Origin of the sequence: Actinoallomurus iriomotensis (assembly GCF_030269445.1) — a bacterium.
Taxonomy (GTDB): Bacteria; Actinomycetota; Actinomycetes; order Streptosporangiales; family Streptosporangiaceae; genus Actinoallomurus; species Actinoallomurus iriomotensis.
In genome coordinates, this window is record NZ_BSTJ01000005.1 from 22,912 (window position 1) to 45,837 (window position 22,926).

The 22,926-nt window shown below is 74.4% G+C and carries 20 protein-coding genes and 2 pseudogenes; 21 read left to right on the forward strand and 1 reads right to left on the reverse strand.

All coding sequences use genetic code 11. The annotated features are described in order from the left end of the window. The first annotated feature begins 396 nt into the window (after window positions 1-396). The 11 genes and pseudogenes from QSK37_RS20885 (at window position 397) to QSK37_RS20930 (ending at window position 9,141) form a co-directional block, all read left to right on the forward strand. Window positions 397-1,106: pseudogene (locus QSK37_RS20885) on the forward strand (PP2C family protein-serine/threonine phosphatase). A gap of 10 nt (window positions 1,107-1,116) precedes the next feature. Then, complete coding sequence (locus QSK37_RS20890) at window positions 1,117-2,109, forward strand: NAD-dependent epimerase/dehydratase family protein (RefSeq protein WP_285623614.1); 993 nt, start codon at window positions 1,117-1,119, stop codon at window positions 2,107-2,109. After that, entirely contained in the window at window positions 2,106-3,311 is a 1,206-nt protein-coding gene (locus QSK37_RS20895) for a glycosyltransferase family 4 protein (protein ID WP_285623617.1), read from the forward strand. Before QSK37_RS20890 ends, QSK37_RS20895 begins: the two co-directional genes overlap by 4 nt. A 13-nt stretch (window positions 3,312-3,324) precedes the next feature. Then, window positions 3,325-4,050, forward strand: a complete 726-nt coding sequence (locus QSK37_RS20900) for a hypothetical protein (protein ID WP_285623624.1) — start codon at window positions 3,325-3,327, stop codon at window positions 4,048-4,050. Continuing rightward, complete coding sequence (locus QSK37_RS20905) at window positions 4,047-4,430, forward strand: hypothetical protein (RefSeq protein WP_285623625.1); 384 nt, start codon at window positions 4,047-4,049, stop codon at window positions 4,428-4,430. The genes QSK37_RS20900 and QSK37_RS20905 overlap by 4 nt, the downstream gene beginning before the upstream one ends. Further along, entirely contained in the window at window positions 4,430-5,533 is a 1,104-nt protein-coding gene (locus QSK37_RS20910) for a glycosyltransferase family 4 protein (protein WP_285623627.1), read from the forward strand. The genes QSK37_RS20905 and QSK37_RS20910 overlap by 1 nt, the downstream gene beginning before the upstream one ends. Continuing rightward, a complete protein-coding gene (locus QSK37_RS20915) occupies window positions 5,530-6,417 on the forward strand; it encodes a hypothetical protein (RefSeq protein ID WP_285623629.1) in 888 nt (295 codons plus the stop codon). The genes QSK37_RS20910 and QSK37_RS20915 overlap by 4 nt, the downstream gene beginning before the upstream one ends. A gap of 14 nt (window positions 6,418-6,431) precedes the next feature. Then, window positions 6,432-7,028 (forward strand): MaoC family dehydratase, encoded by a 597-nt coding sequence (locus QSK37_RS20920; RefSeq protein ID WP_285623631.1) that lies wholly within the window; start codon window positions 6,432-6,434, stop codon window positions 7,026-7,028. Window positions 7,029-7,681: 653 nt separating this feature from the next. Then, a complete protein-coding gene (locus QSK37_RS20925) occupies window positions 7,682-7,849 on the forward strand; it encodes a hypothetical protein (RefSeq protein ID WP_285623633.1) in 168 nt (55 codons plus the stop codon). A gap of 127 nt (window positions 7,850-7,976) precedes the next feature. Next, window positions 7,977-8,087: pseudogene (locus QSK37_RS51770) on the forward strand (acetyl-CoA hydrolase/transferase C-terminal domain-containing protein); the annotation flags it as partial. Between the two features lie 142 nt (window positions 8,088-8,229). Beyond that, entirely contained in the window at window positions 8,230-9,141 is a 912-nt protein-coding gene (locus QSK37_RS20930; protein ID WP_285576185.1) for an alcohol dehydrogenase catalytic domain-containing protein, read from the forward strand. Window positions 9,142-9,691: 550 nt separating this feature from the next. On the opposite strand, the gene QSK37_RS20935 is transcribed toward QSK37_RS20930, so the two are convergent. Further along, the gene (locus tag QSK37_RS20935) at window positions 9,692-11,476 is read right to left on the reverse strand and encodes a sensor histidine kinase (protein ID WP_285623636.1); all 1,785 of its coding nucleotides are present in this window, start codon (window positions 11,474-11,476) and stop codon (window positions 9,692-9,694) included. A gap of 235 nt (window positions 11,477-11,711) precedes the next feature. On the opposite strand from QSK37_RS20935, the gene QSK37_RS20940 reads away from it, so the two are divergent. The 10 genes from QSK37_RS20940 (at window position 11,712) to QSK37_RS20985 (ending at window position 22,911) form a co-directional block, all read left to right on the forward strand. After that, window positions 11,712-12,932, forward strand: a complete 1,221-nt coding sequence (locus tag QSK37_RS20940) for a threonine synthase (protein ID WP_285623637.1) — start codon at window positions 11,712-11,714, stop codon at window positions 12,930-12,932. 20 nt (window positions 12,933-12,952) lie between these two features. Continuing rightward, window positions 12,953-14,476 (forward strand): ABC transporter substrate-binding protein, encoded by a 1,524-nt coding sequence (locus tag QSK37_RS20945; RefSeq protein WP_285623640.1) that lies wholly within the window; start codon window positions 12,953-12,955, stop codon window positions 14,474-14,476. Between the two features lie 2 nt (window positions 14,477-14,478). Further along, window positions 14,479-15,453, forward strand: a complete 975-nt coding sequence (locus QSK37_RS20950) for an ABC transporter permease (RefSeq protein WP_285623642.1) — start codon at window positions 14,479-14,481, stop codon at window positions 15,451-15,453. Continuing rightward, a complete protein-coding gene (locus QSK37_RS20955; protein ID WP_285623644.1) occupies window positions 15,450-16,313 on the forward strand; it encodes an ABC transporter permease in 864 nt (287 codons plus the stop codon). The genes QSK37_RS20950 and QSK37_RS20955 overlap by 4 nt, the downstream gene beginning before the upstream one ends. 90 nt (window positions 16,314-16,403) lie before the next feature. Then, complete coding sequence (locus QSK37_RS20960; RefSeq protein ID WP_285623646.1) at window positions 16,404-17,192, forward strand: SDR family NAD(P)-dependent oxidoreductase; 789 nt, start codon at window positions 16,404-16,406, stop codon at window positions 17,190-17,192. After that, entirely contained in the window at window positions 17,189-18,034 is an 846-nt protein-coding gene (locus QSK37_RS20965; RefSeq protein ID WP_285623649.1) for a polysaccharide deacetylase family protein, read from the forward strand. Before QSK37_RS20960 ends, QSK37_RS20965 begins: the two co-directional genes overlap by 4 nt. Next, on the forward strand, window positions 18,027-19,001 hold the full coding sequence (locus tag QSK37_RS20970) for an ABC transporter ATP-binding protein (protein WP_285623651.1): 975 nt from the start codon (window positions 18,027-18,029) through the stop codon (window positions 18,999-19,001). The genes QSK37_RS20965 and QSK37_RS20970 overlap by 8 nt, the downstream gene beginning before the upstream one ends. A 40-nt stretch (window positions 19,002-19,041) precedes the next feature. Beyond that, the gene (locus tag QSK37_RS20975) at window positions 19,042-20,013 is read left to right on the forward strand and encodes an ABC transporter ATP-binding protein (protein WP_285623653.1); all 972 of its coding nucleotides are present in this window, start codon (window positions 19,042-19,044) and stop codon (window positions 20,011-20,013) included. Continuing rightward, window positions 20,010-22,244 carry a penicillin acylase family protein gene (locus QSK37_RS20980; protein ID WP_285623655.1) on the forward strand — a complete coding sequence of 745 codons (2,235 nt, stop codon included), beginning with the start codon at window positions 20,010-20,012 and terminating at the stop codon, window positions 22,242-22,244. The genes QSK37_RS20975 and QSK37_RS20980 overlap by 4 nt, the downstream gene beginning before the upstream one ends. Further along, window positions 22,237-22,911 carry a GntR family transcriptional regulator gene (locus QSK37_RS20985; RefSeq protein ID WP_285623658.1) on the forward strand — a complete coding sequence of 225 codons (675 nt, stop codon included), beginning with the start codon at window positions 22,237-22,239 and terminating at the stop codon, window positions 22,909-22,911. The genes QSK37_RS20980 and QSK37_RS20985 overlap by 8 nt, the downstream gene beginning before the upstream one ends. Window positions 22,912-22,926 lie beyond the last annotated feature (15 nt).

The following is a 22,926-nucleotide window of genomic DNA, read 5'->3' on the forward strand; positions in this document are numbered from 1 at the left end:
GACGCGTTCCCGTGCGGCGGTCCCGACCACGACGGCTGGGAACGCAGCATGCGCGGCCTGCAGGCGTCGGTGCGGCGGGCGTCGGCCACGGGGAGACGCGACGTCCAGGGGCCGATGCAGCACGACATCCCCGTGAAGGGGCGCGTCCCGGTGAGTTCGAGGAGCGGTACTGGAGCACGGTCACCGGCCCGGACGGCGACGCCGTCCTGTTCGTCGCGCGCTCGGAGGACGTGACCGAGTTCGTCATGCACCGGCGCCGCGACCGCTCCCGGCGGAGCGGACGGATTCCAGGCCGCCGAGCTGTTCTCCCGCGCCAGTGAGCTGTACGAGCTCAACGAGGAGCTCAGGACGGCCTACGCGCGGGAGCGCGAGATCGCGCCGGCCCTCCAGCAGGCCATGCGGCCCGCGGCCGACGGCGGCCCCCGCACGGACGTGGCCGTGCGCTACCTGCCCGCCGTCGGCACGCTCAACGTGTGCGGCGACTGGTACGACCTGGTCGAACTGAGCGACACCCGGCCGGCGGTGGCCGTGGGGGACGTCGTCGGGCACGGCCTGGCGGCCGCGGGCGTGATGGGACAGCTGCGCAGCGCCCTCAGCCGCGGGGATCCAGGTCGTCGGGGACCCCGCGCAGGCGCTGCAGGCGCTCGGCCGCTACGCCCGCTCCGTCGACGGGGCGCTGGCCGGCACCCCGTCCAGGTCGTCATCGACCGGGCGCGGCAGATGATCACCTACAGCTGTGCCGGCCACCTCCCGCCCGTGCCGCTCCAGCCCGACGGCACCGTCCACTTCCTGGACCAGGCCACCGACCCCCCCTGGGCGTCCCCATGGCCGACGTCCCACGGCCCCGGGCGGACCTGCCGTACGCGCCCGGCGCCACCCTCGTCCTGTACACCGACGGTCTCGTGGAACGCCGCGGGGAGGACATCGACGACGGCCCGCGCCGCCTCACCGGCTGCCTTCGCCGGCATCGCCCGGCTCGACCCGGAGCGGCTGGCCGAGGCGCTCCTCTCCGATCTCGGCGTGGCCGACGGCGCCGAGGACGACACCGCCCTGGTCATCATCCGGCTCTGAGCGCCGGAACGTCCCGGTACCGGGTGATCCGCTAAGGTGCGCAGCGTGCGGGCGGTGGTGACGGGGGCGGCCGGGTTCGTCGGAAGCCATGTGGTGGAGGCGATGGCCCATGCCGGGCACGAGGTGGTCGCCGTCGACGCGCCCGCGCGTTCCGCCTCGCCCGCCGCCGCGCGGGTGAACTGGGCCGGTCTCGCGGACCGGCCCGGCGTCCACCGGGTCGAGACCGACCTCGCGGTCGGCGACCTCACCGCACTCGTCCGCGCGGACGTCGTCGTGCATCTGGCCGGCCGCCCGGGTGTCCGCAGTTCGTGGGGCGCGGGCCGCGCCGCCGCCGTCCGCGACAACGTCACCGCCACCCGGCGGCTGCTCGCCGCCTGTGCGGCCGCCGCCGCGCCGCCGCGTTTCGTGGTCGCCTCCAGTTCCTCGGTGTACGGCTCGGCCGGCGGCTGCCCGCACACGGAACGGGATCCGCTGCGGCCCGCCAGCCCGTACGCGGCCAGCAAGGCCGAGATGGAGCGCCTCACCGCGGAGGCCGCCGCCCGCGGCTTGTCCACCGTCGTGCTGCGGTACTTCTCCGTCTACGGCCCCCGGCAGCGTCCGGACATGGCCTTCCACCGGTTCATCGAGGCGGGCCTCGCCGGGCGCCCGCTGCCGGTCTTCGGCGACGGCGGCCAGTCGCGCGCCTTCACGCACGTCGACGACGTCGTCGCGGCCACCGTCGCCGCCGCCACGACCGGGCTGCCGCCCGGCACCGTGCTCAACGTCGGGCACCCGGAGCACGTCCCGGTGCGGGCCGCGATCGACCTGCTGGCCGGCCTGCTCGGCGTACGGCCGCGGATCGACCACCGGGCCGCCGTGCGCGGTGACGCGGCCCGTACGTGGGCGGACAGCGGCGAGGCGGCACGGCTCCTCGGCTGGTCGCCCCGGATCGGCCTCGCCGAGGGTCTGGCCGACCAGGTGGCCTGGCACCGCCGGCGCGCCGTGGGCCCCGAGCCCGCGCACGCCTCCGGCGCCGGTCCCGCGGGGCGGCCGTCGTGACCGCGCCGGGGCAGAAGCGGTGGCGGGAGGCCCGCGCGGCGTACTTCGCCTTCGACCGGTATCCCTCCACCAAGGGCTCCGCGGTGCACATCGGGCAGATGGCGGCGGCGCTGTTCGAGGAGTTCGGCGGCGGCCTGCTCGGCGTGCTGGGCGGGGGCGGCCTGCCGCGCTACCAGTGGGAACCGGACCGCGGCGTCGAGATCGCCCGGTTCGACGAGCGGATCCCCAACCTGATCGACCGCGCGGAGGCCTACTCCGCCTGGGTCGCCGCGCACCTGGCGCCGCACGTCTCCACGATGCGGGTCTGCCACGTCCGCGACCCGTGGAGCGCCCTGCCCGTCGTGACCGCGCCCGGCCGGCGGTACCGCGTGGTGTACGAGGTGAACGGGCTGCCCTCCATCGAACTGGCCCACACCTGGCCGCTGGCGCCGCCGGCCACGCTCGCCCGGATCGCCGAGCTGGAGGACCGCTGCCTGGAGCGGGCGGACACGGTCGTGGTGCCCTCCGGAGTGATCGCGTCCGCGCTCGTACGGCGGGGTGTGCCCGAGGACCGGATCCACCTGGTCCCGAACGGCGCCGACGTGCCGCAGGAGACGCCGCGCCCCCGTGACGCGCCGGAGCGGTACATCGTCTACGTGGGCGCGCTGCAGCCGTGGCAGGGGCTCGACGTGCTGCTCCGTGCGTTCGCCCGGCTCGCCGACCTGACCGGGCTCCGGCTCGTCATCTGCTCGTCCGTGCCGGAACGCCGCGCGCGGGCGCTGCGCCGTCTCGCCGGGCGGCTCGGCGTCGCCGACCGGATCGTCTGGCGGTTCACGCTGCCGCACGCCGAGGTGGCCGCCTGGCTCGCCGGGGCGGAGGTCTCCGTCGCGCCGCTGACCGGCTGCGCGCGCAACGTCGACCAGGGCTGCGCGCCCCTGAAGATCCTCGAGTCGATGGCCGCCGGCACGCCGGTGGTGGCGTCCGGGCTGCCCGCCGTACGCGAGATCATGGCCGACGGCGCGCACGGCCGCCTGGTCGCCCCGGACCGGCCCGCGGAGCTGGCGCGGGCGATCCGCGTCCTGCTGGAGTACCCGGACGCCGCGCGGGCCATGGGGGAGCGGGCACGCCGGCGCGTACGGGAGGAGTTCGGCTGGGCGGCGACGCGCGCCAAGATGGCCGCGATTTATCGCTCTATCAATGCCGATATCGAGATAAACAATTGATAGTGTCCGCGTCATGTTCTGGCGGAAGACCCGCGAAGCGATCGGCCGCTTCCACCCCGCGCACCAGCACCTGACGCTGGAGCGCACGGTCACGGGGTCGGCCGGCCCCGGCGAGTGGGCGGCCGTTCTGGCGAGCCTTTCCCAGCACGAGACGACGGTGAAACGGCGGAAATGGCAGCTGCCGTCGCGGACGACGGCGGTTCTCGTCCCGCTCATCCACGTGCTGTCGGAGGACACGGCGCCGGACGGCGCGATCGGCGTCACCGCCGACTTCCGCGGCCTCAAGGAGCCCGGCAAGAAGGGCCCCGAGCAGGACCTGCCCGTCAGCGGGCGCGTCCGCCGGCTCACCGAGTGGTTCGTCGTGGACCCCTGGCTCCAGGTACGCGCCGAGCTGCGGGACGGCAGCGTCCTGGAGATCCAGGTCACCGACCGGGTCCGCCACCGGGAGATCCACCGGGTCAACCCCCGCGGCAAGCACAAGTACAAGACCAAGAAGAAGGCCGTGCAGCGGATCGACGCCAAACGCACGCTGGCGCGCGACGCGGCGGTGCGGCGACCGGGTACGCCGCCGCCCGCCTGGGTCCAGGTGCGGCTCAAGGACGGCAAGCGGACCGCGCTGAACGCGACCGCCAAGCTGCCCCGCGTGCCGGAGGAGAACGACCAGCTCCAGGCCATCCTCACGGTCGTCGCCGAGCTGTTCCGCTGGACCCCGCCGCAGACCTCGGGGAGGACCGCGTGAACCCCTGCGGAGCGACCACCGGGTTCTTCATCCTCGGCCGCTGCGACCGCCCTTCGGTCACCGTGTGCCGCTGCGGCCGCCCGGTCTGCGCGGAGCACGCGGACGCCCAGGGCCTGTGCCCGGAGTGCTCCGGCGCCCAGGGCTACGCCGACCCGTACGGGCCGGGCTGGGCGCGCGGCTACCGGCGCGCGTACTACCAGCAGGCCTCCTACGACTACCGCGACCCGGTCCTGTACGACACCTACGACAGCTACGACCGGGACGGTTTCGACCAGGGCGACAACTCCGACTCCGACTCCGACTCCGACTCCGGCGACGACTTCGACATCGGCGGGGACGTCGGCGATGACTCCGGTGACGGCGGCTGGATCGACAGCTGATGCGCGTGCTGTGGCTCACCGAGCACTACCCGCCGAGCCGCGGCGGCATGGCCGAGTCGTGCGACCGGATCGTGCGCGGCCTGCGCGGCGCGGACGTGGAGGTCGACGTCGCGCACCTGACCCGGCGCGACCGGCCGTGGGGGAGCGAACGGGAGTACGGCGGCCGGCTGCTGACCGCGCCGCTCGGGGACGGCCCCGAGCACGCGCTGCGGCGCCTCTGGACCCGGCTCGCCGGTCACACCTACACGCACGTCGTCGCGTTCGGCGGCACGTACGCGTTGCTGGGCGCACCGGTCATCGCCGCCTGGCTCGGCGTGCCGCTGGTCACCTGCCTGCGCGGCAACGACTTCGACACCGGGGTCTTCTCGCTGCGGCGCCGCGAGGCGCTGCTGGCCGCGCTGCGCGCGTCGGCGCGCGTCTGCGTGGTCGCCCGCTCGCACGCGCCGCTGGTCTCCGCACTCGTGCCCGAGGCCGCCGTGACCTGGGTGGCCAACGGGATCGACACGGCGAACTGGGAGATCCTGCCCTCCGAGCGCTCGCGCGCGAGGGCGTGGCGGGCCTCCGCCGTCGCGCCCGGCCGCCGGGTCCTCGGGCTCGTCGGGCAGCTCAAGAACAAGAAGGGCGTCGGGTTCCTGCTGGACGCGCTGCTGGCCTCCGGCCACGCGAAAACGTTCCACCTGCTGTTCGTCGGGGAGTTGGAGGACGGCGTCACCGAGCGGCTCGACGCCGTCGCCTGGACGCGGATGCCCTTCCTCGACCGGTTCGAGCTGCCCGCCGTCTACGCCGCCTGCGACCTCGTCGCCCTGCCCTCGTTCTACGACGGCCTGCCGAACGTCGCGCTGGAGGCGGCCGCCCTGGGCGTGCCGTTGCTCGCCTCGGACGCGGGCGGCCTCGCCGACCTGGCCGACGACGAGATCGGGTTCACGTTCACGGCCGGCGACCCGCACGGCTGCCGGGCCGCCGTCGCCCGCGCGGCACGGGCGACCGGCGGGGAACTGGCCAAGCTGGGCGCCGCCGCCGGCGAGCGGGTCCGGCGCGACTTCACCCCGGCCGCGGAGACGGCGGGTTACCTGGCCGTCCTGCGGGAGACCCGCGCCGGGTGATCGTCTGTTACGCCCACGGCGGCGGGCTCGGGCACCTCACGCGCATCCGGGCGTACCTGCACACGCGGGCCGTGCGAGGGCCGGTCACGATCCTGACCGGCTCGCCGTTCGCCGCCGACCCGCGTGTGACCGGCGGCCATCCCGTACGGTCCGCGCCGGCCGGCCTCGGCCGCGACGGGCTCACCCGGTGGATCGCCTCCGCGCTGGCGGAGCTCGCGCCCGCCGAATTCGTGGTGGACGCCTTCCCCGCCGGCCTCACCGGAGAGCTGTCCTCGCGGGCCGTTCCGCCGGGGATCCGCGTCGTGCACCTGGCCCGGCTGCTGCGCTGGGACGTCTACCGGCCGCTGCTGCCGGCCGAGCCGCTCGGCTTCGACGAGACCTGGCTCGTGGAGCCGGTGGCCGCGGAGCACGAGGCGTACCTGCGGTCGGTGTCCGCCGCCCTCGCCCCGCTGGAACTCGCCGAACCGTCCGTCGCCGCGCCCTCGCCGGCCCGGCCCGGCGGCTGGCTGGTCGTGCACTCCGGACCGCCCGGCGAGACCGCCGAGCTGGTCGCGTACGCGCGGGAGACCGCCGCGCTGGAGGGCGTACGGCCGCGGCTCACGCTCGTGTCGCCGAGCCGGCCCGCGACGCTGCCGGACGACGTCGCCCACCTCGACGTCTATCCGGCGTGGCCGCTGTTCGCCGGCGCGGAGCGGATCGTCACCGCCGCCGGGTTCAACGCCGTGCGGCAGGCCGCGCCGTGGGCCGGCCGGCACCGCATGATGCCGTTCCCGCGCCGCTTCGACGACCAGTTCGCCCGTGCCGCCCGCGTCCGGGGCGGCCGGGGCGGCCGGGGCCGGCCCGCGCCGGTCGGGAACGATGGGGATGAGGCGGCGAAGACGTGAAGGAGTTGCCGAACATGAACGAACCGAACACGGGCGAGACGGAACAGGACCACCGGCGGTCCGGCGGCACGGTCTCCTGGACCGGCCGCTACTTCGAGGACTTCACGGTCGGCGACGTGTACCGGCATCCGCTCGGGCGCACCGTGACCGCGACGGACAACGCGTGGCTGACGCTGCTGACGCAGAACACCGCGCCGCTGCACTTCGACACGCACTACGCCTCCCAGACCGAGTTCGGCAAGCCGCTGGTCGACTCGACGTTCACCCTCGCCCTGGTCACGGGGCAGAGCGTGACCGACATCTCCCAGCACGTGATGGCCAACCTCGGCTGGGACCGGGTGCGGATGCCGAACCCGCTGTTCGAGGGCGAGACCGTCTACTCCCAGTCCGAGGTGCTCGCCGCCCGGCCCTCCCGGTCCCGGCCGGACGTCGGCGTCGTCACCGTCCGCACCGTCGGGTTCACCGCGGAGGGAAGGATCGTCATCACCTTCGAACGCACGCTGCTGGTCTACAAGCGCGGCCACGGACCGCGCTTCGCCGACGTCCAGCCCGAGTGGGACCGCCGCTCGCGCGCCGCCGCGGGCCTCCCGGCCGACGACGAGGCCACCTGATCGTCACACGGTCATGGACGCGCCGGAGGCGGGTGCCGCGGGGCTCACCGGCGTCCGGGCGCACGAGATGGACCTCGTGCGTACGTGGAGGGTGAGTTCCCCGGGCGGCTGGAGCGCTTCCTCCGGCGACGGCGGGCGTACTGGAACGGCATGTGCGAGTACGGGCCCGCGCGCTTGAGCGAGGTGCCGCTGCTCCTTCGCCAGACCACGCGCCCCGGCACCCGGCCGGCGCCAGTGCCGGCCAAGCGGCCTCCTTCCATCGGCGAGACGCCGGCCAGCCGCTCACCGAGACGGTCCCGGTCGAGCCGGCGACAGGATCGTCGAGTACGCCGCGAAGCGCGTGCCGGACGGCGTATGCCCCAAGGCCGGGGCCGGCGGGACCACGAGTGGGCGGATCAAGGCGATCGTCGGCGGCTTCGCCGAAGCGTGCGCCTTGACCGGGCGCGTGCCCGCCCCGGGGGGAGGGGACGGGGTCCGGCGACGTCCGGGGCGGCTCCCGCCAGGTAGGGACCCTCTCGCCGGAGTGTGGGGCCGACACCGGCACCGGCCGGATCCCGGACGCCCTGCTACGCGCGCGAGTACCGGCAGCGCGACGAGCACGTCCCGACGTTCTGCGTCGGCAGCCGCCTTCGACACCCCCGCGTGAGCGGCGGATGGTCTCGATCAACACCACGAGCGAGGGCGACCTGCGCGGTCAGGCCGCCGACGGGATCATCGCCGGGCGGCCGGGCCGACTTCGCCCGCAGGGCGCCGTACCCGCCGGGCGGGCGTTCCCGGTCACCCCGTCGAGAGCTGGTCACGTGGGCTGTTCGCCCACGTGACCGCGTACGAGGAGCCGGCCCTGGAGGCGGCGCTCAAGGGAGGTGTCGACCGGGTGACGGACCCACGTGACCGCCCCCATGGCGCCAGCAGAATCACCGTCGACCTCTCACCGGGCAACTCGTCACGACGCTGAAGAACACGGCCGGCGATAGGGGGACCGAGTACGGCGTGGCCGAGCTGCGAGGACGGAGTCCGGCATGTCGTGCCGAGGCCCTCATGGCCGTCGCGCACCCGGACCACCGTGACCGGCCGCGGCACCGCGCCCGGCGGGCCGGGCCGCTTCGCCGACCCCGGGTGGCGATCTTCGGTCCGGTGGATCGATCCTGTAGCCAGGGGGTGTGCTCGGCCGCGGTCACGCGGCGGAGAGGAGGAACCGGAGATGCGGGCCTGTGGAGTGACCGAGGTCGGCGGGAGGGTCGAGGCCCTGGACCTGCCGGATCCGGACCCGCCCGGCGCCGGCCAGGTCGTGGTCGCCGTCGAGGCCGCCGGCGTCGGATCCTGGGACCGGCTCCTGTACACCGGAGGATGGGATGTGGGGCTGGTCCCGCCCGCGGCGCTGGGCGTCGAGGGAACCGGACGGGTGGTCGCCGTCGGTGAGGGCGTCGAGGAGACGGCCGAAGGCGACGCCGTGCTGGCGCACGAGGTGCCGTTGCCCGGCGGCAGCGGCTTCTGGGCCGAGCGTGTCCTGCTCACCGCATCCGCGCTGACCCCGCGCCCGGACGCCCTCGATCCGGAGACCGCCGCCGCGCTGCCCGTCGCCGGGCTCACCGCGAGGCAGGCGATCGACCTGCTCTCGCTCGAACCGGGCCAGCGGCTCCTGATCACCGGCGGGGCCGGCGTCACCGGCGCGCTCGCGCTCCAGCTCGCCGTGGCCGCCGACATCACGGTGTCCGCGACCGCGTCGGAGTCCAGCGCCGCGCGGCTGCGCGAACTCGGCGCGGCCGAGGTGGCCGACTACCACGACCGCCGCTGGACCGCACGGCTGGAGGGCGGCTTCGACGCCGCGCTGGTCGCCGCCCCGGGCACCGCCGACGAGGCGATGGGCCTCGTACGCGACGGCGGGCTGCTCTGCTCCCTGACCTCGGACGCGCCGCCGCCGCGCCGAGACGTGGCGAGCACCAACCTCTATGTCCGGCCGGACCCGGCGCTGCTCGCCGATCTCGCGGACGACGTCGTCGCCGGGCGCCTGCGGCTCACCCCGGAGGCGATGCCGCTCGACGAGGGCCCGTCGGCCTTGAGGCGCGTCGTCACCGGCCGGGCCGGCGGCCGGAAACTCGTCCTCGTGCCCTGACGGCCTCACCGACCCGGAGCGTCCCGAACGTCCCGTTTCCCGAGAGCCCCGCCGGTCCCGACGGTGTCCGGAGTCCCGCGCGGTCCCGAGAGCCCTGCCGGTCCCGACGGTGTCGGATCCGGGGTCCCGCGCGGTCCCGAACGGCCGTCCCGAGACCCCCGCCGGTCCCGATGGTGCGCGCCGGTCTCGGAAGCTCCGCCGGTCCCGATGGGTGCGCGCCGGTCCCGAGAGCTCCGCCGGTCCATGGTCGCGCCGGTCCCGAAAGCTCCGCCGGGGTCCCGTACGCCTCATGGCGGTCTTCGGCGCGGGGCGAGAGCCGCACCCCCGCGGTTCTCACCCCGCGCCGTCTCGCGGACCCGCCGGTCAGCCGGCTCGTCAGGACCCGGTCGTGATGCCGTACCGCCGACGCGCGGGCTCGTCACTCGGAGCCCGGCTGAGGCCCTCCGCGGCCGTAGGGGGTTCCGCCCTGTACCTAACCGCGGAGAGAGCGATGAACACGCTCAGTAGCGGATTGGCCACAATCGGCACGAGGCTGGCGAGTTCGCCGTCGTCATGCCTGGTAGGGGATCTCGGCGAACAGCGTCGTCCCCTCGCCGGGCCGGCTGATGATCTCCATCCGCCCGCCGAGGGCGTGGACGCGGTCGGTGAGGCCGGTCAGCCCGGACCCGTGGTCCGGGTCGGCGCCGCCGGTGCCGTCGTCGCGGACGGACAGCCGGACCAGGGTCTTCTCGACCGTCAGATCGACCCGTACGGCCGACGCGTTCGCGTGCTTGGCCGCGTTGGTCAGCGCCTCGGAGACGACGTAGTAGATGCTCACCTCCACGCGCTCGGGCAGCCGGGCCGGGACGCCGACGTCGAGCTCGACCGGGATGGGCGAGCGGCCCGCGAGCGCGGTCAGCGCGGGCTTCAGGCCGCCTTTCGCCAGGATCGCCGGGTGCAGGCCGCGGGAGATCTCCTGGAGTTCCGCGAGCGCGTCCTCCATCCCGTGCGCCGTCTCCGAGAGCCGGCGTCGTGTCTCCTCCAGCTCCGGCGGCAGGGCGACCTCGATGCCCCTGATGTCCAGGGCGATCGCGACCAGGTGCTGCTGCGTGCCGTCGTGCAGATCGCGTTCGATGCGGCGGCGGGTCTCGTCCGCGGCGGCGACGACCCGGGCGCGCGAGGCGATCAGGTCGGTGTGGCTCTGGGCGTTCACGATGGCGGCGGAGGCCAGCTCGGTGAACTCGCGCATCCGCCGTTCGGTGTCGGGCGGCAGCGGCTCCTCCGTGCTCGCGGAGGCGATCGCGATGCCCCACAGGAAGCTCCCGACCATGATCGGGCAGCCGACGGAGGAGATCACCCCGCGAGAGCGCAGCCGCTTGGCCAGCGCACCGTCGCCGGTGTAGGCGTTCACTCGCGCGGGTGAACGGGTGCGGTAGACCAGTTCGGTGACGGTTCCCGGCTCCAGCACCCAGTGCGAGCCGTGCTCGACGATCCCCCGGTAGTTCCAGCTTCCGGCGGTGACCACCGCGGTGTCGTCCGGCTGGTAGCGGACGATCACGGTGTGCTCGACCCCCAGGTTCAGGCCCATCTCGCGGGCGACGGCGTCGAAGACCTCCGTCGGCGGGGCGCCGCGCGCCACGAGGGTGGCCAGATGTCGCAGTGAGGTCTGCTCGTCAACGATCCGCTGGAGCTGGTCCCGGCTGACGCGGAGCGCGTCAGCCGCGCGTTCACGCTCGTGCGCGGCCTCCAGGAGCAACTCCAGCGAGGGCACCGCGCGGTCGCGCAGCCGCCGGAGCGTGGGCCTGGTGAGGTCCGCGGGGACGACGAGGGTGGCGAGCGTCCCGTCGCCGCGGAGCGGGAACGTCGTGTGCCCCTCCCGGGGGCGTACGGGGCCGGGCTCGATCGAGGCGGACGGCAGCCCCAGCGTGCGGGCCAGTCCCCGGGCCGCCGTGGGCATCGCGGCCCGCGGGTCGGGGGTCCGCAACAGCAGCCGGGCCAGCGTGGCGGACAGATCGGCGTCGACCCGCGCGTCCACCTCGCCCGCCAGCAGCCGGGTCAGGCCGCAGACCGAGTAGGCCAGCAACGCCACCACGCAGTAGGCCACGAAGTTCGCGAGGAACGCCATCCACATGCCGGGTAGGGGCGGCGTGGACGCGGCGACGTACAGGCCGAAGGTCATGGCGCTGACCGCCGCCGTCACCAGCCCCAGCCGCAGTCCCCAGATCGAGGAGATGAGCACCACGCCGAACAGGTAGATCGCGTCCAGTGACAGGACCGGTGTGACGTCGCTGAGCAGGGCCACGACCGCGGTCTCCGCCAGGACGCACACGACCAGCAGCAGAACGCCGACCAGCACTGATGGGTGCGTCCGGCGTCGCGGAAGCGCGAGTGGGCTCCAACGCATAACACATGTTATCGGTCGTACAAAACGCATGGTTACGGACGGCTGATGCCAGGGACGCGGGCCGGCCCGGCGATGATTCACCACAATCCCTGCCGATCTTGTCCGGAATGTGGATGGCCTATTGACGCCCGCCCAATTTTGGATCCAAAATTACGGCTTCGCGCACCCCCACTCGTGAGGAGAGGCCGTGACCTTTTCGTTCCTCAGCCACCTGGAGTGCTCACGGACGGGCGAGCGCTACGACGCCGGCGTCCTCCAGGGCACCTCCGCCGCCGGGGCGCCGCTGCTCGCCCGCTACGACCTCGGCCGCGTACGGGACGCGGTGACCCCGGACGACATCGCGCGCCGGGAGCCGAACCTCTGGCGATACCACGAGGTCCTGCCCGTGCGGGACCCCGAGCACGTGATCAGTCTCGGCGAGGGGATGACGCCCCTGCTGCCCCTGCCCGCGTACGCCCGCCGCGCCGGGCTGAACCGCCTCCTGATGAAGGACGAGGGACTGATCCCCACCGGCACGTTCAAGGCGCGCGGCGCGGCCGTCGGGGTCTCCCGCGCCGCCGAGCTGGGCGTCAAGGGCGTCGCGATGCCGACGAACGGCAACGCCGGCGCGGCCTGGGCGCTGTACGCCGCGCGGGCCGGCCTGGGGAGCCTGATCGCGATGCCCGACGACGCGCCGTCGATCACCATGGCCGAGTGCCAGGTCGCCGGGGCCGAGCTGTACCGGGTCGACGGGCTCATCGGCGACGCCGGGCGGCTCGTCGGCGCCGCGGTGGGGGAGCGGGACGGCTACCAGGAGGTCTCCACCCTCAAGGAGCCGTACCGGCTGGAGGGCAAGAAGACCATGGGCTATGAGATCGCCGAGCAGCTCGGCTGGCGGATGCCCGACGTCATCCTGTACCCGACCGGCGGCGGCGTCGGCATCATCGGCATCCACAAGGCCCTGCTGGAGCTGAAGGAGCTCGGCTGGGTCACCGGCGACCTGCCGCGCCTGGTGGCGGTGCAGGCCACCGGCTGCGCGCCGATCGTCGAGGCGTACGAGAACGGAGCGGAGGAGAGCGCGCCGTTCCCCGATGCCCGCACCGTCGCCTTCGGCATCACCGTGCCCAAGGCCCTCGGCGACTTCCTCGTCCTTCGGGCGGTCCGCCAGACCGGTGGCACCGCGGTCGCGGTCACCGACGAGGAGCTCCTCGCCGCCCAGGCCGAACTCGCCGAGCTGGAGGGCGCCTTCATCTGCCCCGAGGGCGCGGCCTGCTTCGCCGCGCTGGGGAGGCTGCGCGACGCCGGGCACCTCGACGCCGACGACGAGGTGGTCGTCCTCAACACCGGCGCGGGCGTGAAGTACCCCGAGACCGTGCGCGTCGACGTGCCGCTGCTGGCCAAGGACGGCCGCATCCCCGCCCGCGGTTGAGCGGATTGGATCCGATCGCCATGCGAGCGAAGCGCCTCCGCGCCGCCGTCGCCGCCGCCCTCGCCGTGGCCGTGCCGACCCTGGCGGCCTGCGGCATCCATCCCGCGACCGCCGAACGCGACCCCGGCACCCTGGTCATCGACACCGCCAACTACCCGTCCACCCTGGACCCCGGCAAGCAGTACGACTCCGACACCTACGCGGTCTACCGCAACATCTTCGACCAGCTCCTGCGCCGGGATCCCCGAACGCACGCGCTCGTGCCGTGGATCGCCACCTCCTGGCGGCAGACCGACGCGACCACCTGGCGCTTCGCGATCCGGCCCGGTGTGCGGTTCAGTGACGGCAGCCCGCTCACCGCGGCGGACGCGGCGTTCAGCGTCAACCGGATCCTGGACAAGAAGTTCGCCAGCCAGCAGTTCGCCAACTTCTCGATGATCAGCAGGGCCACCGCGGACGGCGGTGACCTGGTGATCCACACCGCGCAGCCCGCGCCGACGCTGCTGACCTACCTGACCACCCTGTCCGTCGTGCCCGAGCGGTACGTCCGGAAGGTCGGCGACGAGAAGTTCGCCGCCAGGCCGATCGGCTCCGGCGCGTACGTGTTCGTCTCGGCGACGGCCGGATCCCAGGTCGAGCTGAGGGCCAACCCGCTGTGGTGGCACGGACGGCCGAGTGTGCGCGCCGCGGTCTTCCGCGCGGTGCCGAACGTGGCGAGCCGCGTCGTCGACCTGCAGTCGCGCAAGGCGGACCTGGCCACCGGGCTCACCCCCGACGCCGCCGACCAGATCAAGCGCGACCCCCGGCTCGCCGTCCTGTCCACGCCGACCGAGCGGATCGCCTACCTGGCCTTCAACACGATCAAGGGCGGCCCGGCCAACGATCCGCGCGTGCGGCGGGCCGTCGCCGCCGCGATCGACTACCGGGCCCTCATCGAGAACCTCCAGCGCGGATACGCCAGACCGATCAACTCCCTGCTCACCCCGCTCGCGTTCGGCTACGACACGAAACTGCCGGCCGCCGGGTACGACCCGGCCGCCGCCCGGCGGCTGGTCGCCGAGGCCGGCGCGAAGGGCGCGACCGTCGTGATGGCGACCTCGCCCTCGTTCAACCCGCAGATCGTCCAGGCGATCCAGGCCGACCTCGCCGCGGTGGGACTGAAGGTCCAGATCCGCAGCACCGACCAGCCGACGTACCTCAAGAAGGTGCAGGACCCCGGGCACGACTGGGGATCGATCCGGTTCGGCCGCTGGTCGTGCTCCTGCCTGGACGCCGACGGAGTGATCTACCCGCTCTTCCACACGGGCGGCATCTGGAGCTCCTACACCAGCCCGTCCTTCGACCGGCTCGTCGAGCAGGCCCGGCGGGTGATCGACCCGAAACGGCGCGGCGCCCTCTATGACCAGGCGTTCCAGGTGCTGGCCCGCGACCTGCCCGGCCTCGGCCTCTTCCAGGACTACGCGATCTACGGCGCGAACGCCCGCGTCTCCTGGACGCCGGACGCCCAGGAGAGCTTCTTCCTCGACACGATGAAGGTGCGCTGACCATGACGGCCGTGCTCCCCCGGCGGCGGCTCGCCGCCCTCCCCGCCACACCCCGCTACATCGCCGGACGGATCGGGCAGGCGCTGCTGGCCCTGTTCGGCGTGGTGACGATCGTGTTCTTCGCGCTGCGGCTCTCGGGCGACCCGGCGCGGCTGCTGGTGCCCGAGGGCGCCACGGCCGCCGACATCGCCCGGGTACGCGACCGGCTGGGCCTGAACGACTCGCTCTGGCACCAGTACACGACCTTCCTCGGCGACGCCGTCCACGGGAACCTCGGCTACTCGTACGTGCAGAACCGTCCGGCCACCGACCTGCTCGCCGAGCGGCTGCCCTACACCGCCAACCTCGCGGTCGCCGCGCTGGTGCTGTCGCTGCTCTTCGGCGTCACGGTCGGCACCGTCACCGCGCTGAAACGCGGACGGTGGCAGGAGCGGGTGCTGATGCCGATCGTGCTCGCCGGCCAGGCGATGCCGGCGTTCTGGACCGGTCTGCTCCTCGTGCTGGTGTTCTCGGTCGGCCTGCGCTGGCTGCCCTCGACCGGGTACGACGGGCCGCTGTCGCTGCTGCTGCCCAGCGTCACGCTCGCGGCGCTGTCGGCCGCGGCCATCGCCCGCGTGACACGGGGCGCGATGCTGGAACAGCTCGCCCAGGACTACGTGCGCACGGCGCGCGCCAAGGGCGCCGGCACCTGGCGCCTGGTCACCCGCCACCTCGCCCGCAACACCGCGATCCCGGTCCTCACGGTGGCCGCGCTGGAGCTGGCCAACCTGCTCGGCGGCGCGGTCGTCACCGAGGTCATCTTCGCCTGGCCGGGGCTGGGCCAGCTCACCGTCCAGTCCGTCGCGGCGCGCGACTTCCCGGTCGTGCAGGCGATCGTGCTGCTCGCCTCGGCCGTGTACGTCGTGGTCAACCTCGCCACCGACCTGCTGTACGGCGTCATCGACCGGCGCGTGGCCGCCGGAGGAGGTACCGCATGAACGGCCGGTCCCGTCTCACCGTCCCGCTCGTGATCGTCGGACTCTATGTGCTGCTGGCGGCCTTCGCGCCGCTGCTCGCCCCGGACGACCCGAACACCGTCGCGCTGGCCCGGAGGCTGCTGCCGCCCCAGGCCCACCACCTCATGGGCACCGACGCGCTCGGCCGCGACGTGCTGTCGCGCGTCATGTACGGCACGCGGGTCTCGCTGCTCGTCGCCGCTGCGGCGGTGGTCGTCGCGGGCGTCGCCGGCGTCGCGCTCGGCATGGTCGCGGGCTGGCGGGGAGGCTGGCTCGGCGCGCTCGTGATGCGGATCGTCGACGTCGTGCTGTCGGTGCCGTTCTTCCTGCTGGCCGTCCTCGTCGTCGCCGTGCTCGGCCCCAGCCTGGTCAACGTCGTCGTGTGCCTGGCGATCGTGCGCTGGCCGAGGTACGCCCGGGTGGCCTACTCCACCACCTTGCAGACCCGGGGCCGCGGCTTCGTACGCGCGGCGACGGCGACCGGGGCGTCCGGCGGCTGGATCCTGGTCCGGCACGTGCTGCCCGAGGTGCTGCCGGTGGCGATCGTCGTGGGCACGCTGGAGTTCGGGCTGATGGTGGTGTACGAGGCGTCGCTGTCCTTCCTGGGGCTGGGCGTGCAGCCGCCGACGGCCTCCTGGGGATCGATCCTGTCCGACGGGCAGCAGTACATCGCGACGGCCTGGTGGCTCGCCACCTTCCCCGGCCTGGCCCTGTTCGTCCTCGTGCTCGCGGTGAACCTCCTCGGCGACGCCGCGCGGGACCGGCTCGACCCGGCCAAACGCGCCACGGTGACACGCCGCCGCGTCTTCCGGCGCCCCCGTACGGCGGAGGCGGCGGCGTGAGCGATTTCGGATCACAGCGTCAGGAGGCATCGTGAGCGAGGGAACCGAGGACACGGTGCCATGGATCATCTCCCCGACGCAGGAGGCCTCATGATTCCCGACTACGGCCGTGAGTTCGCCGGCAAGCGTGTGCTCATCACCGGGGCGGCGGGAGTGATCGGCCGGTGGACCGCCGAGGCCTTCCACGCCCAGGGCGCCGAGCTGCTGCTGTCCGACGCGCGGGCCGAACCCCTCGCCGAGCTCGGCGAGGCCCTCGGCGCGCACACCGCGGTCGCGGACCTGAGCAGGGCGGACGGCGTCGCCGCGCTGATCGCGGCCCTGGACGAGCGCTGGCGAACGGCCGACATCCTGATCAACAACGCCGGCGTCTACCCCCGTACGCCGCTGGCGACGACCGACCGGGCCGCGGTCGAGCGGATCCTCGACGTCAACGTGATCGCGCCTTACCAGCTCGCCCAGCACGTGATCGGCACCATGACCCGTGCGGGCGTGCGCGGCTGCGTCGTCAACCTCACCTCCGGCGCGGCGAAGCGCCCGACCCGTACCGGCGGGGTCTACGCCGCGAGCAAGGCCGCGCTGGAGATGCTCACCCGCTCGCTCGCCCTGGAGGCGGGCGAGGCGGGCATCCGGGTCGTCGCCGTCGGCCCCGGCTTCGCGCCGGGCAGCGAGGTGAGCGAGCTGCCCGCCGACCACGTCGCGAAGATGCGGGCGGGCATCCCGCTGGGCCGTACCTCCGGACCACACGACGCGCCCGCGGCGATCCTGTGGCTGTGCTCCGGCGCGGCCTCGTTCGTCACCGGCACCACCCTCGACGTGGACGGCGGCCGTACCGCCGGCGACTTCGCCCCGGCGGCGAGGCAAGACGGGAGTGCGACATGACCTACCCATGGCCGGGCGGCGCGCGGGCCGCCGTGTGCTTCACGCTGGACTTCGACGGTGAGTCGCCGTACCTGTGGCGGAGCCGGGACCGGCGCGACGACGCCGTCGGCGAGCTCGAACAGCGCCGGTACGGTCCGCGCCGGGGCGTGGCGAACCTGCTGTCGATGATGGACGGCCTGGGCCTGCGGGCGACGGTGTTCGTGCCCGGCTGGATCGCCGCGACCTATCCCGAGCAGGTCGCCGAGGTCCACCGGCGGGGACACGAACTCGCGCTGCACGGCTGGTGCCACGAGCCGCCGACGAGCCTGACCGGCGACGAACTGCACGCCACCCTCGACCGGGCGATCCGCACGCTGGAGGAGGTCTCCGGCGAACGCCCGGTCGGCTACCGGTCGCCGAGCTGGGACATGACCGGCGGCGTCTTCCCGGTCCTGCGGGCGCTGGGCATCGGCTACGACAGCTCGCTGATGGGCGACGACCGCCCGTACGAGGTGGACGGCGTCGTGGAGGTGCCCGTCGACTGGGCCACCGACGACGCGCCGTACTACCGCTACGTGGGCGGCGACCCGCGCCCGCCGACGCCGACCGGCCCGGTGCGCGACGCCTGGGCCGCCGAGATCGCCGCCGCCAAGAGACACGGCACGCTCTGCATGATCACCGTGCATCCGTGGCTGTCCGGCCGTCCCGCACGCGTCGCGGCCCTGGAGGAGCTGCTCGCGCCGGTCGTCGCCGACGCCGAGCTGTGCACCCCGACCGTACGGGACCTGGCCGCGCACCACCGGGCCCAGCACGGCGGGCGCACGGTCACCCTCGACCGGCTCGATCGGCCCGCCCATGACTGAGCCCGCGACGTTCTTGAGGATCCGCGACCTGCGGATCGGCTTCGGCTCCGGGCACGAGGCCGTACGCGGCGTCGACCTGAGCGCCGAGCGCGGCGAGACGGTCGCGCTCGTGGGGGAGTCCGGCTGCGGCAAGAGCCTCACCGCGCTCGCGCTGCTGGGCCTGTTGCCCCCGGGAGCGAGCGCGACCGGCTCGGCGGTGCTGGACGGCACCGAGCTGGTCGGCCGGGACGAGCGCGCGCTGCGGCGGATCCGCGGTGCCCGCGCGGGCATGGTGTTCCAGGACCCGATGAGCTCGCTCAACCCCACCACGCCGGTCGGCGCCCAGATCGCCGAGGTGCTGGCCATCCACACGCGGATGAGCCGGTCGGCGCGGCGCCGGCGGGCGGTCGAGCTGATGGAGTCGGTGGGCATCCCCGACGCCGCCGCGCGGGCGCGGCAGATGCCGCACCAGCTGTCCGGCGGGATGCGCCAGCGGGTGATGATCTCCATCGCGCTGGCCGGCCGCCCGGACCTGCTCATCGCCGACGAGCCCACCACCGCGCTGGACGTGACCGTGCAGGCCCAGGTGCTCGCGCTGCTGCGCGAGCGCGCCCGCGACACGGTCCTGCTGTTCATCACCCATGACATGGGCGTGGTCGCCGAGATCGCCGACCGGGTCGCGGTGATGTACGCGGGCCGGATCGTCGAGACCGGCCCGGTCCGCGCCGTGCTCGACGCTCCGCGCCACCCGTACACCGCGGCGCTGCTGCGGTCCGTGCCCGACCCCGACCGCCCGGTCGCGGGCGAGCTGCCGACCATCCCCGGTCAGGTGCCGGCGGCAGGCGAGCGCATCGAGGGCTGCCCGTTCCGTCCCCGCTGCGCGCGGGCCACCGACCGGTGCCTGACCCCGCCGGACCTGACCCCGGACGAGACGGGCGGCAGCGTCGCCTGCTGGCATCCGCACGAGCTCACGGAGGCGGCGTCATGAGGGAACGCGTCAGAAGGCCCGCACCGAGGAGGGCGCACCAGTGACCGATCATCTCGTGGTGGCCGAGGGCCTGGTCAAGCACTATCCCGTACGCGGACGCGGCACGCTCGCCGCGGTGGACGGCGTCGACCTGCGCGTCGAGCGCGGCACCACGCTGGCGCTCGTCGGCGAGTCCGGCTGCGGCAAGTCCACGACCGGCCGGCTGCTGCTCGCGCTCGAACGTCCCGACGCCGGCCGGGTCACCGTGGCCGGCCAGGAGGTGCACGCGCTGGGCCGGCGTGACCTGCGTGCGCTGCGCCGCACGATGCAGCCGGTCTTCCAGGACCCCTACGACGCGCTCAACGCCCGGATGACCGTCGAGCGGATCGTCGCCGAGCCGCTGCGGGTGCACCACGCCGGCGGCGACGTCCCGGCCCGGGTGCGCGAGCTGCTGGCGACGGTGAGCCTCGACCCGGCGCTCGCGAGCCGGTACCCGCACGAGCTGTCCGGCGGCCAGCGTCAGCGGGTGGCGATCGCCCGCGCCATCGCGCTCGACCCGGCCTTCGTCGTCTGCGACGAGCCGGTGTCCGCGCTCGACGTGTCGGTCCAGGCCCAGGTGGTGAACCTGCTGCGGCGGTTGCAGGACGAGCGCGGCATCACGTACCTGTTCATCAGCCACGACCTGGCGCTCGTACGCCACCTGGCCCAGCGGGTCGCGGTGATGTACCTCGGCCGGATCGTCGAGGAGGGACCGGCCGGCGAGCTGTTCGCCGACCCGCGCCACCCGTACACACGGCTGCTGCTCGCCGCCGCCCCGCGCCCGCGCGTACGGGACCGGGACCCGGCGCCGGTCGCGGTCGCGGGGGAGACGCCGGGCGCGCTGAGCCGGGGCCGCGGCTGCGCGTTCGCGCCGCGCTGCCCGCTCGCCACCGGGCTGTGCCGCACCGACGACCCGCCGCTGCGCGCACTGCCCGGCACGGAGCGCAAGGCGGCCTGCCACTACGCCGAGTCGTCGCGGGCCGGTGCGGCGTGAGCCTTCCGGACGGCCTCACGATCTCCCGGGACGCGTACGGGATCCCCTCGATCGACGCGGAGTCCGAGCCGCTCGCCTGGTTCGGTCTGGGCTGGGCGGCGGCGGAGGACCGCCTGTGGCAGCTGGAGTACGACCGGAGGCGGGCGCGCGGGCGGTGGGCCGAGGTGGTGGGGGCGGCGGCGCTGCCGGCCGACCGGCTGGCCCGGCGCCTCCGGCTGACCGACGCGGCGGAACGGGACCTGACCGCCATGGACCCGGTCACCGCCGCGACGTTCGAGCGGTACGCGGACGGGGTCAACGCGTGCGTCCGCGCGTCCGGGCCGCCGCCGGAGTACGCGATCGCCGGGATCGCGTGGGAGGAGTGGACGCCCCGCGACTCGGTGCTGGCGTTCAAGATCCGCCACGTGCTGATGGGCGTCTGGCAGTACAAGGTCGCCCGCGCCGTACTGCGCGCGCGTGCGGGACGCCGGGCGGCCGACGTCCTCGACCCCCGGCCGCTGCCCGGCATGCGGGTGACGGTGCCGCCGCTGGGCCGTATCCCGCGCGAGGACCCGCGGGTGGCACTGGCCGAGCGTGCCCGCGAGGACGTCGAGAGCGCCGCCGCGCACCTCGGCTTCCTGGCGGAGGCCGAAGGGGGGTCCAACGCGTGGGCGATCGGCGCCGGGCGTACGAGGACGGGCCGGCCGCTGCTGGTCAACGACTCCCATCGCGCCCTCGACACGCCGAACGCCTACTGGCAGGCGCACGTGCGCTGCCCGGAGTTCACCGTGTCGGGCGCCACCTTCCCCGGCCTGCCCGGCTTCCCGCACTTCGGGCACAACGGCCGGGTCGGCTGGGCGATCACCAACGCCGCCGGCGACGCGCAGGACCTCTACGTCGAGCACTTCCGCCGTGAGGGTACGGAGGTGCGCACGGCGACCGGCTGGGAACCCGCGCCGGCCCGCGAGGAGCGGATCGCCGTACGGGGCGGCGAGGACCACGTCGAGCCGTGCCGCGTGACGCCGAACGGCCCCGTCGTGCACGGCGACCCGGCGAGCGGCGCCGCGCTCTCGCTGCGCTGGACCGCGACGGACCGGCCGTGCGCCCAGTTCGGCGTGCTCCGGCGGATGCTGGTGGCCGCCGACGTGCGCACGCTGCTGGACGGTCAGGAGGGCTGGGTCGACCCGCTGAACAACCTGGTGGCCGCCGACACCGGCGGGCACATCGGCTACCTGCTGCGCGGCGAACTGCCCGCGCGGGACGGCCTGGCGCCGACCCAGGTCCCGGTGCCCGGCTGGGAGCGGCGACATGCCTGGCGCGGACGCGTGCCGTTCACCGAGATGCCGCGGGTCGAGGACCCGCCCGAGGGCATCATCGTGACCGCGAACAACACCGTGACCGCCACGGAACGCCCGTTCGTGTCCCACTCGATGAACGACTGCTACCGCTCCGAACGAATCCACGAACTCGCCGCGTCGGCGAACTCCGGCCCTGGGCGGCTCGGCGTCGATGACATGGTGGGCTGGCAGGGGGACACGGTCTCGGTCGCGGCGCGGCGGTGGGCGGAGCTGCTCGCCGGGCGCGGGCCGTACGCCGGGGCGGCCGAGCGGGCCCGTGCGCTTCTCGCCGCCGGTGGTGGGGACCTCAGCGCCACGAGTACCGTCGGCCTGGTGCACGCCTGTTTCCGCCGCGCGCTGGCGCGGCGCCTGCTGGATCGCGAGCTCGGCGCGGGCACGCGCTCGTGGTTGATGGACTCCGGTCTGCCCGGAGTGCCGGTGCTGCTGCGCCGCTGGTTCGCCGCGCTCACCTGGCCGCGCCCGGAGGACGGCGCGTGGCCGGCCGCCTCGCTCGGCGACGACCTGCTCACCGAGGCGCTCGACGCGGCCTGGCGGCAGGCGTGCGGGGACGCGGAGTCCCCGAAGCCCTGGAGCGAGGTGCACCGTACGGCCGCCCGGCACACGCTGCACACGGTCGCCGGGCCCGGTCTCGACCCTCCGCCGGCCGGCATCGGCGGTGACAACGAGACCATCCAGAACGGCGCGTACGGCTGGAGAGAGGGCACGCCGTTCCACATCACGAACCTGTCGGTGTACCGGCAGGTGCTCGACCTCGCCGACCTGGACGGGTCCGCCTGGGTGATCCCGGGCGGAGCCTCCGGCCTGCCCGGCGACCGGCACTACGCCGACCAGCTGGAGCCCTGGACGCGGCACCGCCTCGTGCCGATGCGCCCGGCCTGGGGGACCGGTGGCTGAAGCGCCCCCGGAGTTGAACAGCCTGGTCCGCTCCGCGTACGAGGCCGTGCGCCAGGCCGTGCTCGAACGCCGGCTGCTGCCCGGCGAGCGCGTCACCGTACGCCCGTTCGCCGAGCGGCTCGGCATCTCGCCGACCCCCGTCAAGGCGGCGCTCGCCATCCTCGAACGCGAGGGGTTCCTCGTCGCGCGCAAGCATTCGGGGTACTTCGTCGCCGAGATGACCGCCGCCGACATGCGCGACATCTACGAGCTGCGGTCGGCGATCGACGCCCTCGCGGCCCGGCACATCGCGCGCACCCGGCCCGCCGGCCTGCTCGACCGGCTCCACGAGCTGATCGAGGGCCAGCGGACCGCGCTGGAGGCCGGCGAGGTGGAGACGTACGCCGAACTGGACCGGGAGTTCCACGCGCTCATCTGGCGCGGCTCGGCCAACCGGCGCCTGACCGCCATCGCCGACCTGCTGACCGCCCAGCTGCGGCTCGGGCACAACCTCACCACCGCCGTGCCGGGGCGTCCGCGGGCGAGCCTGGACGAGCACGTGGAGATCGTGGACGCGCTCCGGTCCGGCGACACCGCCGCCGCCGAGCAGGCCGCCCGACGGCACGTCGCCCAGGTCATCCGTGCTCTGGAGAAGGTACTGCCCGAGCAGGGCACGTCGCCCTTCTGACGGGCCCGTCCCAGC

Coding starts and splice junctions, on each gene's coding strand:
- QSK37_RS20910 (WP_285623627.1), top strand. CDS start 4,430: ATGCGCGTGCTGTGGCTCACCGAGCACTACCCGCCGAGCCGCGGCGGC.
- QSK37_RS20925 (WP_285623633.1), top strand. CDS start 7,682: ATGGTCTCGATCAACACCACGAGCGAGGGCGACCTGCGCGGTCAGGCC.
- QSK37_RS20965 (WP_285623649.1), top strand. CDS start 17,189: ATGACCTACCCATGGCCGGGCGGCGCGCGGGCCGCCGTGTGCTTCACG.
- QSK37_RS20900 (WP_285623624.1), top strand. CDS start 3,325: ATGTTCTGGCGGAAGACCCGCGAAGCGATCGGCCGCTTCCACCCCGCG.
- QSK37_RS20945 (WP_285623640.1), top strand. CDS start 12,953: ATGCGAGCGAAGCGCCTCCGCGCCGCCGTCGCCGCCGCCCTCGCCGTG.
- QSK37_RS20920 (WP_285623631.1), top strand. CDS start 6,432: ATGAACGAACCGAACACGGGCGAGACGGAACAGGACCACCGGCGGTCC.
- QSK37_RS20955 (WP_285623644.1), top strand. CDS start 15,450: ATGAACGGCCGGTCCCGTCTCACCGTCCCGCTCGTGATCGTCGGACTC.
- QSK37_RS20970 (WP_285623651.1), top strand. CDS start 18,027: ATGACTGAGCCCGCGACGTTCTTGAGGATCCGCGACCTGCGGATCGGC.
- QSK37_RS20950 (WP_285623642.1), top strand. CDS start 14,479: ATGACGGCCGTGCTCCCCCGGCGGCGGCTCGCCGCCCTCCCCGCCACA.
- QSK37_RS20960 (WP_285623646.1), top strand. CDS start 16,404: ATGATTCCCGACTACGGCCGTGAGTTCGCCGGCAAGCGTGTGCTCATC.
- QSK37_RS20930 (WP_285576185.1), top strand. CDS start 8,230: ATGCGGGCCTGTGGAGTGACCGAGGTCGGCGGGAGGGTCGAGGCCCTG.